Origin of the sequence: Hydrogenophaga sp., assembly GCF_051858985.1 — a bacterium.
In the GTDB taxonomy this organism is placed as follows: domain Bacteria; phylum Pseudomonadota; class Gammaproteobacteria; order Burkholderiales; family Burkholderiaceae_C; genus Hydrogenophaga.
Genome location: NZ_JBHYGM010000002.1, coordinates 363,033 through 379,956 on the forward strand (window position 1 = coordinate 363,033; position 16,924 = coordinate 379,956).

Annotated in this window: 14 protein-coding genes; 12 read left to right on the forward strand and 2 right to left on the reverse strand. The window is 64.5% G+C overall.

Annotated elements, in window-relative coordinates:
• Positions 1-217: 217 nt before the first annotated feature.
• The 3 genes from ACTIEY_RS08140 to ACTIEY_RS08150 all read left to right on the forward strand — a co-directional run bounded on the left by ACTIEY_RS08140 (position 218) and on the right by ACTIEY_RS08150 (position 2,773).
• Entirely contained in the window at positions 218-478 is a 261-nt protein-coding gene (locus ACTIEY_RS08140) for a DUF4212 domain-containing protein (RefSeq protein ID WP_439518616.1), read from the forward strand.
• Positions 479-495: 17 nt separating this feature from the next.
• Complete coding sequence (locus ACTIEY_RS08145) at positions 496-2,349, forward strand: sodium:solute symporter family protein (RefSeq protein ID WP_439518617.1); 1,854 nt, start codon at positions 496-498, stop codon at positions 2,347-2,349.
• Positions 2,350-2,413: 64 nt separating this feature from the next.
• On the forward strand, positions 2,414-2,773 hold the full coding sequence (locus tag ACTIEY_RS08150) for a hypothetical protein (RefSeq protein WP_439518618.1): 360 nt from the start codon (positions 2,414-2,416) through the stop codon (positions 2,771-2,773).
• Here the strand turns inward: ACTIEY_RS08150 and ppsR are convergent.
• On the reverse strand, positions 2,770-3,591 hold the full coding sequence (ppsR, locus tag ACTIEY_RS08155) for a posphoenolpyruvate synthetase regulatory kinase/phosphorylase PpsR (protein WP_439518619.1): 822 nt from the start codon (positions 3,589-3,591) through the stop codon (positions 2,770-2,772). The genes ACTIEY_RS08150 and ppsR overlap by 4 nt on opposite strands.
• Positions 3,592-3,751: 160 nt before the next feature.
• On the opposite strand from ppsR, the gene ppsA reads away from it, so the two are divergent.
• From ppsA to ACTIEY_RS08180, 5 genes are all read left to right on the forward strand, one after another.
• Positions 3,752-6,145, forward strand: a complete 2,394-nt coding sequence (ppsA, locus tag ACTIEY_RS08160) for a phosphoenolpyruvate synthase (RefSeq protein ID WP_439518620.1) — start codon at positions 3,752-3,754, stop codon at positions 6,143-6,145.
• Positions 6,146-6,230: 85 nt separating this feature from the next.
• Complete coding sequence (locus ACTIEY_RS08165; protein WP_439518621.1) at positions 6,231-6,443, forward strand: hypothetical protein; 213 nt, start codon at positions 6,231-6,233, stop codon at positions 6,441-6,443.
• Between the two features lie 9 nt (positions 6,444-6,452).
• Complete coding sequence (locus ACTIEY_RS08170) at positions 6,453-9,209, forward strand: ATP-binding protein (protein ID WP_439518622.1); 2,757 nt, start codon at positions 6,453-6,455, stop codon at positions 9,207-9,209.
• Entirely contained in the window at positions 9,206-9,580 is a 375-nt protein-coding gene (locus ACTIEY_RS08175) for a response regulator transcription factor (protein WP_439518623.1), read from the forward strand. Before ACTIEY_RS08170 ends, ACTIEY_RS08175 begins: the two co-directional genes overlap by 4 nt.
• Complete coding sequence (locus ACTIEY_RS08180; protein ID WP_439518624.1) at positions 9,577-11,796, forward strand: exonuclease domain-containing protein; 2,220 nt, start codon at positions 9,577-9,579, stop codon at positions 11,794-11,796. Before ACTIEY_RS08175 ends, ACTIEY_RS08180 begins: the two co-directional genes overlap by 4 nt.
• A gap of 3 nt (positions 11,797-11,799) precedes the next feature.
• Here the strand turns inward: ACTIEY_RS08180 and ACTIEY_RS08185 are convergent, their stop codons facing one another.
• Complete coding sequence (locus tag ACTIEY_RS08185) at positions 11,800-13,212, reverse strand: putative nucleotidyltransferase substrate binding domain-containing protein (protein WP_439518625.1); 1,413 nt, start codon at positions 13,210-13,212, stop codon at positions 11,800-11,802.
• 161 nt (positions 13,213-13,373) lie between these two features.
• Here ACTIEY_RS08185 and ACTIEY_RS08190 point away from each other — a divergent pair, with 161 nt between their 5' ends.
• The 4 genes from ACTIEY_RS08190 (at position 13,374) to ACTIEY_RS08205 (ending at position 16,779) form a co-directional block, all read left to right on the forward strand.
• Positions 13,374-13,673 (forward strand): hypothetical protein, encoded by a 300-nt coding sequence (locus ACTIEY_RS08190; protein WP_439518626.1) that lies wholly within the window; start codon positions 13,374-13,376, stop codon positions 13,671-13,673.
• Complete coding sequence (locus ACTIEY_RS08195; RefSeq protein WP_439518627.1) at positions 13,670-14,248, forward strand: tetratricopeptide repeat protein; 579 nt, start codon at positions 13,670-13,672, stop codon at positions 14,246-14,248. The genes ACTIEY_RS08190 and ACTIEY_RS08195 overlap by 4 nt, the downstream gene beginning before the upstream one ends.
• A 148-nt stretch (positions 14,249-14,396) precedes the next feature.
• A complete protein-coding gene (locus tag ACTIEY_RS08200) occupies positions 14,397-14,657 on the forward strand; it encodes a DUF4212 domain-containing protein (RefSeq protein ID WP_439518628.1) in 261 nt (86 codons plus the stop codon).
• A 4-nt stretch (positions 14,658-14,661) separates the two neighbouring features.
• Complete coding sequence (locus ACTIEY_RS08205) at positions 14,662-16,779, forward strand: sodium:solute symporter family protein (RefSeq protein WP_439518629.1); 2,118 nt, start codon at positions 14,662-14,664, stop codon at positions 16,777-16,779.
• Positions 16,780-16,924: the final 145 nt, after the last annotated feature.

Genomic DNA, 16,924 nt, shown 5'->3' on the forward strand with positions numbered 1-16,924 from the left:
GTAAGCAAATGTCCGACTTCTTGCCGACGCGCTTCAGGGGCCTCGGACGGGATAGGGGCTTACCCTCGGTTTTCCACCAAAAGTGGACCCTGAAACTTTGACGTAAGTAAAAGAAATGAAAGTGCGGTACCCGTAGCCGGAGCCCCTCCGGATCGGTCTGTGTCTGGCTGAACCTGCTCACCAGGCGGCACGCATCAATTTTCAGGAGATGGCTCACATGAACAACGACAGCAACGCGAAGGCCTACTGGTCTGCCACGCTGGGACTCCTCACCAAGGTCCTGGTCATCTGGTTTCTGGTGTCTTACGGCGCGGGCATCCTGTTTGCGCCGCTGCTCAACCAGATCTCGCTCGGCGGCTATCCGCTGGGCTTCTGGTTCGCCCAGCAGGGCTCCATCTACGTGTTCATCGCATTGATCTTCTGGTACGCCCGCAAGATGGGCCAGATCGATCGCAAGTTCGGCATGCAGGAAGACTGAGACACCGAGACAACACCATGTCACTTCAAACCACCATCTATCTCTTCGTCGGGTTGAGCTTCGCGCTCTACCTGGGTATCGCGTACTGGGCACGCGCGGGCAGTACGTCCGAGTTCTATGTCGCCGGCGGCGGGGTGCATCCCATCACCAACGGCATGGCCACGGCGGCCGACTGGATGTCGGCCGCCTCGTTCATTTCCATGGCAGGTCTCATCTCCAACATGGGCTACGGCGGTGCCGTGTTCCTGATGGGCTGGACCGGCGGCTTCGTGCTGCTGGCCATGCTGCTGGCGCCCTACCTGCGAAAGTTCGGCAAGTTCACCGTGCCAGAGTTCATTGGCGACCGCTTCTATTCCAAGAGCGCGCGCAACGTGGCCGTGTTGTGCCTGCTGGTGGCTTCGCTCACCTACATCATTGGCCAGATGACGGGCGTGGGCGTGACCTTCGCGCGTTTCCTGGGCGTCACAAGCGACCAGGGGATCTACATCGGCATGGCCATCGTGTTCGCCTATGCGGTGTTCGGTGGCATGAAGGGCATCACCTACACGCAAGTGGCCCAGTACATCGTGCTGATCGTGGCCTACCTGGTGCCGGCCTTCTTCATCTCGCTCAACCTCACCGGCAACTTCCTGCCGCAGCTCGGCCTGGGCTCGGACATGGCGGGTACCGACGTGTCGTTGCTGGCCAAGCTCGACCAGGTCGTCACCGACCTCGGCTTTGGGCAGTACACGACGACCGCTGCCGGCTCCACGTTGAACATGTTCTTCTACACGGTGTCGCTGATGATCGGCACCGCGGGCCTGCCGCACGTGATCGTTCGCTTCTTCACGGTGCCCAAGGTGGCCGATGCCCGCTCCACCGCGGGCTGGGCGCTGGTCTTCATTGCGCTGCTCTACACGACCGCGCCCGCCGTGGGCGCCATGGCCAAGTTGAACCTGCACGGCACGGTCAACTCAGCCGTGGGCCTGGTCAACAGCCCTGAAGGCGGCATCGGCGTCAATGCCGAGTCGGTCAACGCCAACGCCGACCTGTACGCCACCGAATCGAGCCTGGTGTACGAACAGCGTCCCGACTGGATGAAGCGCTGGGAACGCACGGGCCTGCTGCAGTGGCAGGACAAGAACGCTGACGGCCGCATCCAGTACTACAACGACAAGACCGCCAATCCGGTCGCCAAGGGCAAGGCCGAGGCAGCGGGCTGGAAGGGCAATGAGCTGACGGTCAACGCCGACATCATCGTGCTGGCGAACCCGGAGATCGCGCTGCTGCCCAACTGGGTGATCGCGCTGGTGGCCGCAGGCGGCCTGGCCGCTGCGCTCTCCACGGCGGCGGGCCTGCTGCTGGCCATCTCTTCAGCCGTGTCCCACGACCTGATCAAGGGCGCCATCAAGCCCGACATCAGCGAGAAGGGCGAACTCATGGCCGGCAAGATCGCCATGGCTGCTGCCATCTTCGTGGCCGGCTGGCTGGGCTTGAATCCACCAGGGTTCGCGGCGGGAACGGTGGCGCTGGCCTTTGGTATCGCCGCCTCCACCATCTTCCCTGCGCTGATGATGGGCATCTTCAGCCGCACCATTTCCGACAAGGGCGCCATCGCCGGCATGCTGGCGGGCCTGTCCGTGACGCTGTTCTATGTGTTCGCACACAAGGGCATCTTCTTCATCAAGGGCACGGAATACGTGGAGATGGTGGGTGGCGTCAACGGCTTCTTCACCATCACCCCGGAAGCCTTCGGCACCGTGGGCGCCATCGTCAACTTCGTGGTGGCCTATGGGGTGAGCAAGATGTCGGCCCCCGTGCCACGGCACATCCAGGAACTCGTGGAATCGGTTCGAGTGCCCAAGGGTGCCGGCGCCGCCACGGGTCACTGAGCCAGTGAGACCGCTCAGGGGCCGGGTGGATTCCCGCCCCTGACCGGATCAAGACAGCCCTTCCATGAACCTGCCCAGCGTCTTCATCTTCAACTGGATCTTCCTGCTCGCGCTCTTTCCAGTGGCGTTCTTCTGGCTGCGCCGGGCCTGGCGCATCCTCGTGAAGCGCGACTTTTCGGAGGTCGCCCTGAAGAAGGGCCTTGCGCCGCACAACGCGGAAAGGTACGCGCCTTTTGAGATGGTCATCAACCTCGTGGGCGGGACAGCGCTGGTGGGAGTGCTGGTGGCCGTGCTGGGCTTCCAGGCGCTGGCGTCCGAAGACTGGATCGCCATCGCCGGCGTGACCCTGTGGCTCAAGCTGCTGGCGTCGTTTGCACTGAGCCGGCAGGCCCACGGTGTGGGACCCCGGAAAAGCAGTTCCTAGTACTCCAGCCGCTCCGGCCGGATTTCCTGCAGGATCGTGGTGGCGATCTCTTCGATCGACTTGGTCGTGGTGGAGAGCCAGCGGATGCCTTCTCGCCGCATCATCGCCTCGGCCTCGCTCACCTCCATGCGGCAGTTGTCCAGCTGGGCATAGTGGGAATTCGGGCGCCGCTCATTGCGGATTTCGCTCAGACGCTCGGGCGCGATGGTCAGGCCGAAGATCTTCTTGCGGTGCGGCACCAGCGCGGGCGGCAGCTTGCGGCGCTCGAAGTCTTCTGGAATCAATGGGTAGTTCGACGCCTTCAGGCCGTACTGCATGGCCAGGTAGAGCGACGTGGGCGTCTTGCCGCTGCGGCTCACGCCGACCAGGATCACGTCCGAGCCTTCAAGGTCCTTGTGGCTCTGGCCGTCGTCGTGGGCCAGCGAGAAGTTGATGGCCTCGATGCGGTCGTGATACGCCTGGCTCTTGGACGCGTCCGAGAACCGCCCCACCCGGTGGTTGGACTTGATGCCCAGCTCTTGCTCCATCGGCTCGACGAAGTTGCCGAACATGTCCAGCAGCATGCCCCGGCAATGGTTCTTGAACACCGCCAGCACATCCATGTTGGCCACCGTGGTGAACACCAGCGGGCTCTTGCCTTCGAGTTCAGCGGTGTGGTTGATCTGGCGCACGGCCTGGTGGGCCTTGTCCACGCTGTCCAGAAAGGGCAGCCGCACCCTGCGCACCGTGATTTCGAACTGGGCAAGCAGCGCGTTGCCGAAGGTTTCGGACGTGATGCCGGTGCCATCAGAAATGAAGAAAACGGTTCTATTGGGCATAAAAGGGGCCTACTTACAATACCGAGTGGTGTGTGTCGGGGCATTATCAAGCTCCGAGCCGACTCATTTTGCGTCCCTGCCCGGTGCCAGACCCACAACAGAACCACAGGTCGCCGCTCCGTGCAGGGAACCCCGGTTTTTCAACCTTAGGAGCTTTCCCATGTCCAACCTGTTTGGAGCGACCGATCTGGTCGTGCCCTTCGAAAAACTGCGAATGACCGACGTCGAGTCCGTCGGCGGCAAGAACGCCAGCCTCGGCGAGATGATTTCCCAGCTGCCCTCCGGCGTGAAAGTGCCCACGGGCTTTGCGACCACCGCCCACGCCTTTCGCGAATTCCTGAAACACGATGGCCTGGCCGACCGCATCAATGCCCGGCTGGACGCGCTGGATACCGAAGACGTGCGCGCCCTGGCCACGGCCGGTGCCGAGATTCGCGCGATGGTCGAGAACCAGCCCTTCCCGGCCGACCTGGAAAAAGCGATCCGCGAATCCTTCGCCACCTTGAGCGCGGGCAACCCCCAGGCTTCGTTTGCCGTGCGTTCCTCGGCCACCGCAGAGGATTTGCCCGATGCGTCCTTTGCCGGCCAGCAGGAGACCTTCCTCAATGTGATCGGTGCCGACGAGGTGCTGCACAAGATGAAGGAAGTGTTCGCCAGCCTCTACAACGACCGCGCCATCAGCTACCGCGTGCACAAAGGCTTTGCCCACGCCGAGGTGGCGCTGTCCGCGGGAGTGCAACGCATGGTGCGCTCGGACCTGGGCGCCGCGGGCGTGATGTTCACCATCGACACCGAGAGCGGTTTCCAGGACGTGGTCTTCATCACCTCCAGCTACGGCCTGGGTGAAACGGTGGTGCAGGGCGCGGTGAACCCGGACGAGTTCTATGTGCACAAGCCGATGCTCAAGGCCGGCAAGCGCGCGCTCATCCGCCGCAACCTGGGCAGCAAGCTGATCCAGATGACGTTCAGCACGGCCGAGGAAAAGGCCGCCAGCGGCAAGCTGGTGAAGACGGTGGACGTGCCCGTGGAATTGCGCAACCGCTACAGCCTGTCCGACGTCGATGTGGAGCAGCTCGCCCGCTACGCGCTGGTGATCGAAGAACACTACGGCCGTGCCATGGACATCGAGTGGGGCAAGGACGGCACCGACGGGCAGATCTACATCCTGCAGGCGCGTCCCGAGACGGTGAAGAGCCAGAGCGCCGGCAAGACCGAAGTTCGCTACAAGCTCAAGGGCAAGGGCGCGGTGCTGGCCTCGGGTCGTGCCATCGGCCAGAAGGTGGGAACGGGCCCGGTGCGGCTGGTGCACAACATCAGCGAGATGGACAAGGTGCAACCAGGCGATGTGCTTGTGACCGACATGACCGACCCCAACTGGGAGCCGGTGATGAAGCGGGCGAGCGCCATCGTCACCAACCGCGGCGGGCGCACCTGCCACGCGGCCATCATCGCGCGCGAACTCGGCATCCCGGCGGTGGTGGGCTGCGGCGATGCCACCGATCTGCTCAAGGACGGCACGCTGGTCACGGTGAGCTGCGCAGAAGGCGACACCGGCAACATCTACGATGGCCTGCTGGAGACCGAGATCACCGAAGTGCAGCGCGGCGAAATGCCCCCACTCGATGTGAAGATCATGATGAACGTGGGCAACCCGCAGCTCGCCTTCGACTTCGCCCAGATTCCCAACGGCGGCGTCGGCCTGGCGCGCCTGGAATTCATCATCAACAACAACATCGGCGTGCACCCCAAGGCCATCCTGGACTATCCGCAGATCGATGCAGACCTGAAGAAGGCCGTGGAGTCGGTCGCGCGCGGCCATGCTTCGCCGCGCGCCTTCTACGTGGACAAGGTCGCCGAGGGCGTGGCCACCATTGCCGCTGCCTTCTGGCCCAAGCCGGTGATCGTGCGTCTCTCGGACTTCAAGAGCAACGAGTACCGCAAGCTGGTGGGTGGGTCACGCTACGAGCCGGACGAAGAGAACCCCATGCTCGGCTTTCGCGGCGCGGCACGCTACATCAGCGAGGACTTCCGCGAAGCCTTCGCCATGGAGTGTGAGGCGCTCAAGCGCGTCCGGGAGGACATGGGCCTGACCAACGTTCAGGTCATGGTGCCGTTCGTGCGCACGCTGGCCCAGGCCGAGCGTGTCACGCAACTGCTGGCCGACAAGGGCTTGAAGCGCGGCGAGAACGATCTCAAGGTCATCATGATGTGCGAGATCCCCAGCAACGCCGTGCTGGCCAACGAGTTCCTGAAGTTCTTCGACGGTTTCTCGATCGGCTCCAACGACCTGACCCAGCTCACCCTGGGCCTGGACCGCGACTCCGGCCTCGAACTGCTGGCGCACGACTTCGACGAACGTGACCCTGCCGTCAAGGTGCTGCTGACCATGGCCATCGGTGCCTGCAAGGCGGCCGGCAAGTACGTGGGCATCTGCGGCCAGGGCCCCAGCGACCACCCGGATTTCGCGCAATGGCTGCGCGACGAAGGCATCAGCTCGATCTCGCTGAACCCTGACTCGGTGGTCGATACCTGGCAGTTGCTCGCCTCGAGCTGATCGACGGCGCAGCGGGCGCCCCTCGTGCACAATCGCTGGCAAGGCGCCTGGCCATGGCCCGCCAGCGCCGCACGAGGAGACCCGCATGTTCCAAGGCCTCGCCGCCCAGCGTCTGGTGGCTCTGTTTTTTGCTGCCTGGGCGCTGTTCAATTTTCCCTTGCTCGCCTTGTGGGACCGTGACGCACGGGTCTGGGGCCTTCCGTTGTTTCCGCTGGCCCTCTTCATCATCTGGGGTTTGCTGATCGTTGCGCTGGCCTGGGTGGTCGAGCGCGACCCTGACGCTGGCCATCCGGACTGAACCTGAGCCATGCTGTCCGCCCCGCTGGTCATCGGCGTCTCGTTTGCCTATCTGCTGCTGTTGTTCGCAGTGGCGCACTGGGCCGACTTGCGGGCCGCGCAGGGCCGCTCCGTGATCGCCAGCCCGTGGGTGTATGCGCTGTCGCTCGCGGTGTACTGCACCGCCTGGACCTATTTCGGCAGTGTGGGTCGCGCGGCCACGTCCGGCGTGTGGTTCCTGCCCACCTACCTCGGTCCCATGCTGGCGATGCTGCTGGCCTGGATGGTGGTGCGCAAGATGATCCGCATCGCCAAGACCTGGCGCATCACCTCCATCGCGGACTTCATTGCCAGCCGCTATGGCAAGAGCCAGTTGCTCGCCGGCCTGGTCACGCTCATCACCGTGGTCGGCATCGTCCCCTACATCGCCTTGCAGTTGAAGGCGATCGCCAGTGGCTATGCGGTGCTGACCTTGCCGCTGGGCGAGGCGACCACCCAGAACGTGGCGTGGTGGAACGACAGCACGCTGTACGTGGCCATCGCGCTGGCGGGATTCACCATCGTGTTCGGCGCCCGCCACCTGGACAGCACCGAGCGGCACGAAGGCCTGGTCGCGGCTATTGCGTTCGAATCGGTGGTCAAGCTGGTGGCATTCCTGGCGGTCGGCCTGTTTGTGGCGTTTGGTCTGTTCGGCAGCCCGGCCGCGCTGTTCGGCCAGGCCGAGGCGATCGACGAACTCAGCCGCCTGCTGCGCTTTGACCAGGGTCAGCCTTTCGCGTATGCGCAGTGGCTGGGTCACACGCTGCTGGCGATGCTGTCGGTGATCTTCCTGCCGCGCCAGTTCCAGATGATGGTGGTGGAGAACGTGGACGAACGCCACCTGCGGCGTGCGGTCTGGGCATTTCCGCTTTACCTGTTGCTGATCAACCTGTTCGTGCTGCCGATTGCGGTGGGCGGATTGCTGCACTTCGGCCCGGGGCAGATGGATCCGGAGACCTTCGTGCTGTCACTGCCGCTTTCTCAAGGCCACCACGCCCTGGCGTTGTTCGCGTTTGTCGGCGGTCTCTCGGCCGCCACCGGCATGGTGATCGTGGAGGCCATCGCGGTCTCCACCATGGTCTGCAACGATCTCGTCATGCCGCTGTTGCTGCGCATGCGTCGATTCGGCGCGCGGGCCAGTGGCGACCTGACCGCGCTGCTGCTCCTGATCCGCCGTCTCGCCATCCTCGGGATCCTGCTGCTCGGCTACCTCTATTTCCACCTGGCGGGGGAAGCCTATGCACTGGTGAGCATTGGCCTCATCAGTTTTGCCGCCGTGGCGCAATTCGCACCCGCCATGCTGGGTGGCATGTACTGGAAAGGCGGCACACGCGGTGGGGCACTCACCGGTCTGCTGCTGGGCTTCGGTTTCTGGGCCTACACGCTCATGCTGCCTTCGCTGGCCAAGTCCGGCTGGTTCCCCGGCGGCTTCCTCGAGCACGGCGTGCTGGGCGTCACGCTGCTCAAACCCGAAGCCTTTCTCGGTCTCAGCGGCCTGGACAACATCACGCATTCGCTCTTCTGGAGCCTGACAGCCAATCTGGCGGGCTATGTGGGCGTTTCGCTGTGGCGCCCACCCACTGCCCGGGAAACCAGCCAGGCGCTGCTGTTTGTCGACGTGTTCCACCGCGCATCGGGGCCACGTCCGGTGTTCTGGCAGGGCAAGGCCCAGGTGTCCGCGCTGCTCCCGCTGGCGGGCCGCTTCCTGGGGGTGGATGTGGCTGAGCGCCTGTTTTCCAGCTATGCCCGGCGTTTGGGCGTGGCGCGCATCGACCAGATTCCGGCGGATGCCCGGCTGGTGCATTTCGTGGAGACGCAGCTGGCAGGCGCCATCGGCAGTGCGTCGGCCCGGGTGATGGTGGCTTCGGTGGTGGAAGAAGAGGCGCTGGACCTGGACGATGTGATGCGCATCCTGGACGAAGCCTCCCAGCTGCGGGCCTACTCGCACGCTCTGGAAGACAAGTCGCGCTCCCTGGAGCGGGCCACCGCGGAACTTCGACAGGCCAACGAACAGTTGAAGAGCCTCGACCGGCTCAAGGACGACTTCATGTCCTCCGTGACGCACGAACTGCGCACGCCTTTGACATCGATCAGGGCCTTGGCGGAGTTGATGCGCGACGATGACAGGATGGAGACCGCACAGCGACAGCAATTCGTGGGCATCATCGTGGGCGAGACGGAGCGGTTGAGCCGCCTGGTCAACCAGGTGCTGGACATGGCCAAGATCGAATCCGGCCACGCCGAGTGGCACACCACCACGCTTGACCTGCGCGAGCTGCTCGAGCAGGCGGCGCGCACCATGGCCGAGACCTGCCGCGAGCAGGGCATTGCGCTGGAGCTGGATCTGCCCGAACGCGTGCGGCCGATCCAGGCCGATGCCGACCGGCTGACCCAGGTGGTGCTCAACCTGCTCTCCAATGCCGCCAAATACGCGCCACGCGCCACCGGGCGGGTCGTGCTGAGCCTGAAGGAAGACGAGGACGGCGTGGAGGTGGAAGTGCGTGACAATGGCCCGGGCATTGCTGCCGAGCAGCAGGCCATGGTGTTCGAGAAGTTCCGGCAGGTGGGTGGTGATGCCCACTACCGGCCGGGCGGCACCGGCCTGGGATTGCCCATCAGCCGCCAGATCGTGGCGCACTTCGGCGGGCGCATGTGGTTGCGCTCGACGCCCGGCGAAGGATCGGCGTTCGGCTTTTCGCTGCCGCGCCGGCGGCCGAACGACTCGCAGACGCCAGGAGAGACACCATGAGCACCAAGATCCTGATTGCAGACGATGAACCCAACATCCTGATCTCGCTGGAGTTCCTCATGAAGCGCGAGGGCTACGACGTGGTGCTGGCGCGCGACGGCCAGGAAGCCATCGACGCGATTGCCCGGGAACGGCCGGCGCTGGTGCTGCTGGACGTGATGATGCCGGTGAAAACCGGTTTCGACGTCTGCCACGAGGTGCGCAACAGCGAGACCTTGCGCGATACGCTGATCGTGATGCTGACCGCCAAGGGGCGCGACACCGACGTGGCCAAAGGCCTGGCGCTGGGGGCCAATGCCTACATGACCAAGCCGTTCTCCACCCGGGAACTGGTGCAGAAGGTCAAGGAGATGCTGGAGCCGGCGCCATGAAACGGACGGGCGTGGACCGTCGACTGGTGCTGGGCGTCGCTGCCCTGGCCGGTGGCGTGTTGGCCTGGCTGTCGTTCTCGGTTTTCATGGCCTGGTCGTCTCTCAACACGACGCTTCGCCTCCAGTTCAAACCGTTGCTCGTGCGCGCGCTGGAGTCCGCTGGAGTGCTGCTCGCGCTCATGCTGGTGGTGGGACTGCTCGCCATGGCCTGGGCGGTGCGGGCCCTGCTGAGGGCCTATGTGGAGCCCGCTGCGCGCCTGGCGGAGGAGGGCAGGTTGCTGGTGAACACGGAAGTGGAGCGCGGCTTGACGCCACAGGGCAGCGCGGAGAACCGCGCCCTGGCCCAGGTCATCGAACAACTGGTGGCCCAGCGGAGCCGGCTTCGCAAGGACATGGATGCGCGGGTGGCGGAAGTCAGCCACGGCATCGAGCAGGAGCGCAGCCGGCTGGCCGCACTCATGTCCGAGCTCACGCAGAGCGTGGTCGTGTGCAACCTGGATGGCCGCATCCTGCTTTACAACCAGCGCGCGCGCGTGCAGTTCAAGGCCCTGTCGCTGGCGCCTGAGGTGGCCGGCGGCGCCGAATTGATCGGGCTCGGCCGCTCCATCTACGCCGTGTTCGATCGCAAGCTGGTGGCCCACGCCCTGGAGAACATCCAGCAGCGCATGCTGCGCGGCGCGGGCGAAGCGTCTGCGCAGTTCGTCACCACCACGGCGGCAGGTCAGTTGCTGCGGGTTCAGATGGCGCCGGTCAGATCCGTGCAGGCCTCCAATTTGCCGCAGACCGAGGATTCGGTGGCCGACCGGGCCGAGCTCACCGGTTTCGTGCTGATGCTCGACAACATCACGAGCGAGTTCGAAGCCGAGTCAGCTCGCGACCAGGTGATGCACGCCTTGACCGAGGGCAGCCGCTCGGCACTGGCCAACATGCAGGCGGCACTGGACGTGCTCGACTATCCCGACCTGGAGGCGTCGACGCGCGAGCGCTTCCAGCGTGTGATTCGAGAGGAAACTCGCGCACTCGCCCAGCGAATTGGCTCCCTCGAGGCCGACGCCGCGCGCGCGCTCAAGGCGCGGTGGCCGTTGGAGGACATGCTGGGAGCCGACCTCGTCGGGGCAGCGATGCGACGCATCGAGACCGTGACGGGTCTCCCGGCTTCGCTGCTCGAGGTCGATCCAGCGCTCTGGCTCAAGGTGGAGAGTTTTTCGTTGCTGCAGGCGCTCGTGTACCTCTCGGGCCGCCTGGCCGAAGAGTTCGGCGTGCGCTTCGTGCAGTTGCGCCTGTCGCCTGCCAGCGGCAGCGCAGGCAAGGCCCAGCTCGACCTGATCTGGTCGGGCCAGGTGATGAGCACCGAGACCGTGATGAGCTGGGAACTGGACGCGATGAGGGTGGGCGGCGAAAGCCTGCGCCTAACCGTGCGCGACGTGGTCGACCGGCACGCCGGGGCATTCTGGTTCGAGCGCGAACGCACGCGCCACCACGCCTTCTTCCGCTTCCTGCTGCCCATGGCCGAGCCCCAGGCGCAGGTACCGGCCAGCACCTTTGTGCGCCAGGAAAGCCGGCCCGAGTACTACGACTTCGATCTCTTCAAGACAACGGAACAGACCCGCTCGCTGGACGAGCGACGCCTCGGTGATCTGGTCTACACCGTGTTCGATACCGAGACCACAGGTCTCGATCCCGCGCAGGACGAGATCATCCAGATCGGCGCAGCGCGCATCGTCAATGGCAAGTTGCTGCACCAGGAATGCTTCGAACAACTGATCGATCCCCGGCGCACGATCTCGGCCGCGTCCGTTCCGATCCATGGCATCACCCGCGAGATGGTGGCGGGACAACCCGTGATCGCGGAGGTGCTGCCTGCATTTCACGCGTTTGCGCTGGACACCGTGCTGGTCGCGCACAACGCGGCTTTCGACATGCGTTTCCTGCAGCTCAAGGAAAAGACCACGGGCGTGGTGTTCGATCAGCCGGTACTCGACACACTGCTGCTCTCGGCCGTGATCCATCCGAACCAGGAGTCGCACCGGCTCGAGGCCATTGCCGAGCGCTTCAACGTGCCCGTCATCGGGCGGCACACCGCCATGGGCGACGCCATCGTCACAGCGGAGATCTTCATCAAGCTGGTGCCGCTGCTGGCCGAGCGCGGCATCGTCACGCTGGGCCAGGCGCGCGAAGCCGCGCAGAAGAGCTACTACGCTCGTCTGAAGTACTGAACGCTAGAAACGGCCCGCCTGGAAGCGCTGGCCCAGCACGCTCTGCAGCGTCTGCACGACGCTGAAGGCGTCCTTGAGCTGGGTGCGCTCGAAGTTCGAGACTTCCTGCGGATCGAGGAAATTGTCGGGCGGCACGCCTTGCTCCATCTGGCGCGCCTGGTGCTGCAGCCGCAGGGTTCCCAGAAACTCCAGGGTGTCGCGCAGGTCGCGCGCGCTCTGCTCGCTGATGCCACCACCCGAAGGGGCGACCACGAGCCGGTCGTGCGTGTTGACCGCGCCGTGCCCGCCGGCCAGCGCATACACCCGAGCCAGGTCCACGATGGGAACGATGCCGTTGTGCTTGAGGTCGATGGTTCCCTTGTGCTCGCCGCTGCGTTGCGCCGAAAGGCCTTTGAACAAGCCGAGCGCGGGAACGTGGTCCAGCGCGTTGCTCACCAGGTGCGCCAGGAAGATGCTGTTGCCCTGCGTGCGTTGCAGCACGTCGTCACGCAGGTCCTCGAGGAGCTCGCTCTTGCCCTGGATCGCCCGCATGTCGAAGAACACGCAGGTCAGCATGAGCGATTTCGGGTCGGGCTGGCCGGTCCAGCGCGCAAAGTAGTCCGCCCAGCGGCGGCGCGGCTGGCGCCACGCATCGGTCATGGCCATCATCTCGCCGGGGCAATGCACGAAGCCGCAGGCGTTGAGCCCGTCGCAGACGCTGGTGGCCAATGCCTTGAAGTATTCGCCGTGCAGTCCCTCGTCGAAGTCGTCGTCGAGCACCAGACAGTTGTCCTGATCGGTCCTGGCCGATTGTTCGTTGCGCGCCTGCGAGCCTGCGGCGACCCAGACATAGTCCACCGGTGCCGGCCCCAGTTGCACCTCGGCCAGCTGCAACAGTCGCGCAGTGATGGCGTCCGTGATGGCGGTGATCACGTGCCCCGTGTTGTAGGCCGAAGCGCCCGACTCGGCGAGCGTCTGCTGCAGGCGGCCGATGCGGCCGCTGGCCTGTTGAAGCCCTTCCAAGGTGCGCTGCTTGTGGATGTCGCCCGCCAGGTACACGGCAGACGTGCTGTGCTGTTCGGTGAGATCCGTGGCGTTGATCATCCCTGCGATGCGCCCGCTTTCCATCACCGGGAGGTGGTGAATGTTGTGCTGCGCCATGAGCAGCGTGGCGTCGAACGCAGTCTGGTCGACTCCGATGGTCAGTGGCGCCAGCGTGGCGATGTCCACGATCGGCCTGCCCGGGTCCAGGCCGGTGGCCAGCACCCGGTTGCGCAGGTCGCGGTCGGTGACGAGGCCAAACAGAGCCTCCTGCTCGACGATGAGCACCGAGGACACCCGCTGCTCGCTCATGATCATCGCCGCCTCGCGGATGGTGAGGCCGGGCGATACGGTCACGGGTGCGCGGCGCAGCAGGGTTCGGATGGGGGTGGACATGAAGTGGAAAGCTTGCGTTTGGTGAACCGTTGAAGAGCTTGCTCAAGTTACCTCGGGTTTTCCCTCAGAGGGTTTGACCTGCCTCAAGACGGCCGCCTGACGATTTGTAAGAACTCGGTAAGTTCTGAATCCAGAATGGCGCCAACTCATCCGCCGCACCCATGTTGCTCTTCATTTCAGCCGTCAAGCTCATTGCCGAAATCGCCTTGCTGGCGCTGGCTGGCCAATGGATCCTGGGCCTGCTGGCCGGGCAGAAGCGCGACCAGAACATCTTCTACCAGATACTGCAGCAGGTGGGCCGGCCGTTTGTGCTGGTGGCGCGGCTGGTCACGCCGCGCAAGGTTGTACTTGAACGCCACCTGCCTCTGGTGGCGTTCCTGCTTCTGGCCTTCCTGTGGGTGGGCATCACCCTGTTCAAGGTCAGCCACTGCCTGAAGATCGGAGTGCAGCTGTGCCAATGACGACGTCGTTGAACCGCTGGTATGCCCGCTGGCTGGTTCGGGCGCTGCTCCTGCTGGGCCGCCGGCAGCAGGCGCTGGAGCAGATCGACGCGCAGCTCGCCAGCGACGGCACCAACCTGCATGCTCTGGCCACGCGGGCACATGTGCTCGCCGAGATGGGAGACAAGCCCGCCGCACTGCAGACCCTGCGGCGCCTGGTGGACATTGCGCCCGACCAGGCTGCAGGCTGGTTCAACCTGGGCTACCTCAGCGAAGAAATGGGCGAGCTCGAGCAGGCGGAGGCGGCCTTTCGCCGCGCCACCGAAATCGAACCCAAGCTGGACCGCGCCTGGTACGGCCTCGCCCTCGCCCTCATCCGCCAGCGTCGCTTCGACGAAGCCGTGCCTGCGCTGCGCAAGAACACAGAACTGCAACCCATGAGCCCCTACGGCTGGTATCAGCTGGCCCGGGTTCATGTCGACCGGCAAGAGCCTGAAGAGGCGGTGAAGATCATTCACCACCTGCGCAGGTTCGAGCCCAAAGTGGCGGCACAGCTGGTGCGCGAGACGGGTCTGGGCGAACAAGCCCCGACCTGAGGTTTCGCGCAGCCGTTGTGCTGCTGACAAAAGGGGTGTGTGGCGCCAGCCATTCACCGAAAAACGCGGACCGGTTGCAGGCTGCCTTGGGGGACAGGGCGGTGTTCGTGACGTGCCCGAAAGGGTCTTGTTGATGGAGGTCGATCGCATGGAACTGACTGACAAGCACCGCCGCTATTGGCGGAAAAACCTGAACATCACAGCCATATTGCTCGCAATCTGGTTCGTGGTGACGTTCGTCGTGAGCTATTTCGCCCGTGAGCTGAGCTTCAACTTCTTTGGTTGGCCGTTCAGCTTCTGGATGGGAGCCCAGGGCGCCTTGGTGGTGTACTGCGTGATCATTGGGTACTACGCCTGGTACATGAACAAACTCGACATCGAACACGGTGTTGAAGAAACCGAGGACTGACACCATGGCAGGCATGTTCGAAACCAAGGCCGGCATGAGTTCCGGCGACGCCAACAGGGCGTTCAAACAACAGCTCAACAAGGTCTACAAGTGGTACACGGGCGGCTTCTTCGCCTTCGTGGTGGTGCTGGCGGTGCTGGAGCAGCTGGGCCTTTCACGCGAGTGGATCGGCTTCATCTTCCTGCTGGCCACCATCGGCCTCTATGCCGGCATCGGCATCATGAGCCGCACCACCGACGCGGCCGAGTACTACGTCGCAGGCCGACGCGTGCCAGCGGTCTACAACGGCATGGCCACGGGCGCGGACTGGATGTCGGCCGCTTCCTTCATCGGCATGGCCGGTACGCTCTACCTCACGGGCTACAGCGGCCTGGCCTTCATCATGGGCTGGACCGGTGGCTACTGTCTGGTGGCGCTGTTCCTCGCGCCTTACCTGCGCAAGTTCGGGCAATTCACCATTCCTGACTTCCTGGGTGAGCGCTACGGCGGCAACCTGCCGCGTTTCATCGGCATCTTCGCCGCCATCCTGTGCTCTTTCACGTACGTGGTGGCGCAGATCTACGGTGTGGGCCTCATCACCTCGCGCCTGACGGGCGTGGCCTTCGAGCTCGGAATTTTCCTGGGCCTCGGCGGCATCCTGGTGTGCTCGTTCCTGGGTGGCATGCGCGCAGTGACCTGGACGCAGGTGGCGCAGTACATCATCCTGATCGTGGCCTACATGATCCCGGTGGTGTGGCTCTCGGTGAAGCAGACCAGCGTGCCGGTGCCGCAAGCGATCTACGGTTTCCAGCTCGAGAAGGTCACGGCCAAGGAGAAGCTCCTGACCAACGATCCGAAGGAACTGGAAGTGCGCGAAGTGTTCAAGCAGCGTTCAGCCGCCCTGGCCGAAAAGCTGAAGGACCCTGCCGCTGCACTCGCCGCTGACAAGACCGCCGCCGAGGGCCGCCTGGCTCAGTTGCGCGCCGCCAATGCGCCGACCGCGGAGATCTCTGCTGCAGAGAAGGCCGTGGCGGACCTGCCCGCAGACGCAGCCGCCGCAAGGGCCGCCTGGACGCGTGCCAAGGCAGCAGCCGACACCAAAGCCCGACCGCTCAACGGCATGCCTCCGCACGCCCAGCAGTACTCGGGTGATCCGAATGGGGACGCGAAGGCAGTGGAAGCCTACGACACCTCGCGCCGCAACTTCCTGGCGCTGATCTTCTGCCTGATGATCGGTACGGCTGCGCTGCCTCACATCCTGATGCGCTACTACACGGTGCCCAGCGTGAAGGAAGCCCGCCAGTCGGTGACGTGGTCGCTGTTCTTCATCTTCCTGCTGTACTTCACGGCGCCGGCCCTGGCGGTGCTGGTGAAATACGAGGTGTTCCACGTGCTGGTGGGCACACCGTTCGATCAGCTACCTGCCTGGGTGGCCTCGTGGAACAAGGTGGATCCAAGCCTGATGTCGGTGGCCGACATCAACAAGGACGGTCTGCTGCAGCTCAACGAGATGACCATCGGCGGCGACATCATCGTGCTGGCAACGCCGGAAATCGGTGGCCTGCCTTACGTGGTGTCTGGCCTGGTGGCTGCGGGTGGCCTGGCTGCTGCGCTGTCCACCGCCGACGGCCTGCTGCTGACGATTGCCAACGCGCTGTCGCACGACCTGTACTACAAGATGATCGACCCGAACGCTTCCACGGCACGCCGCGTGACCATCTCCAAGATGCTCCTGCTGATCGTGGCCTTGTGTGCAGCGTACGTGGCGGCGCAGAAACCGGCGGACATCCTGTTCCTGGTCTCGGCGGCGTTCTCGTTCGCGGCTGCGGCGTTTTTCCCGGCGCTGGTGCTGGGCATCTTCTGGAAGCGCGCCACCGGCATCGCCGCATCGGTCGGCATGGTGGCAGGTCTGGGCGTCACCTTCTGGTACATGATCACCACCCAGCCCTGGATGCGCGGGCTCTTCGGCATCACCTCGCCGATCGAGCTGTGGTTCGGCATCCAGCCGATCTCGGCCGGTGTGTTCGGCGTGCCCCTGGGCTTTGCCGTCATCATCCTGCTGAGCCTGGTCACCCCGGCCCCCAGCCGCAAGGTGCAGGAGCTGGTGGAACACGTTCGCTACCCCAGCCTGAGGGCAGCCTGAGCCCCGCCTCCGCTGAAACCTGACCCATCCTGAGCGGCGCGCAGGCGCTGCCCATGCTTCGGAACCCGGCCAGTTTTGCGACTGGCCGGGTTTTTTGCTAGAATCGCGGGCTTGCCTTGCTGCACCCCAACCGACGCTGGGGGCA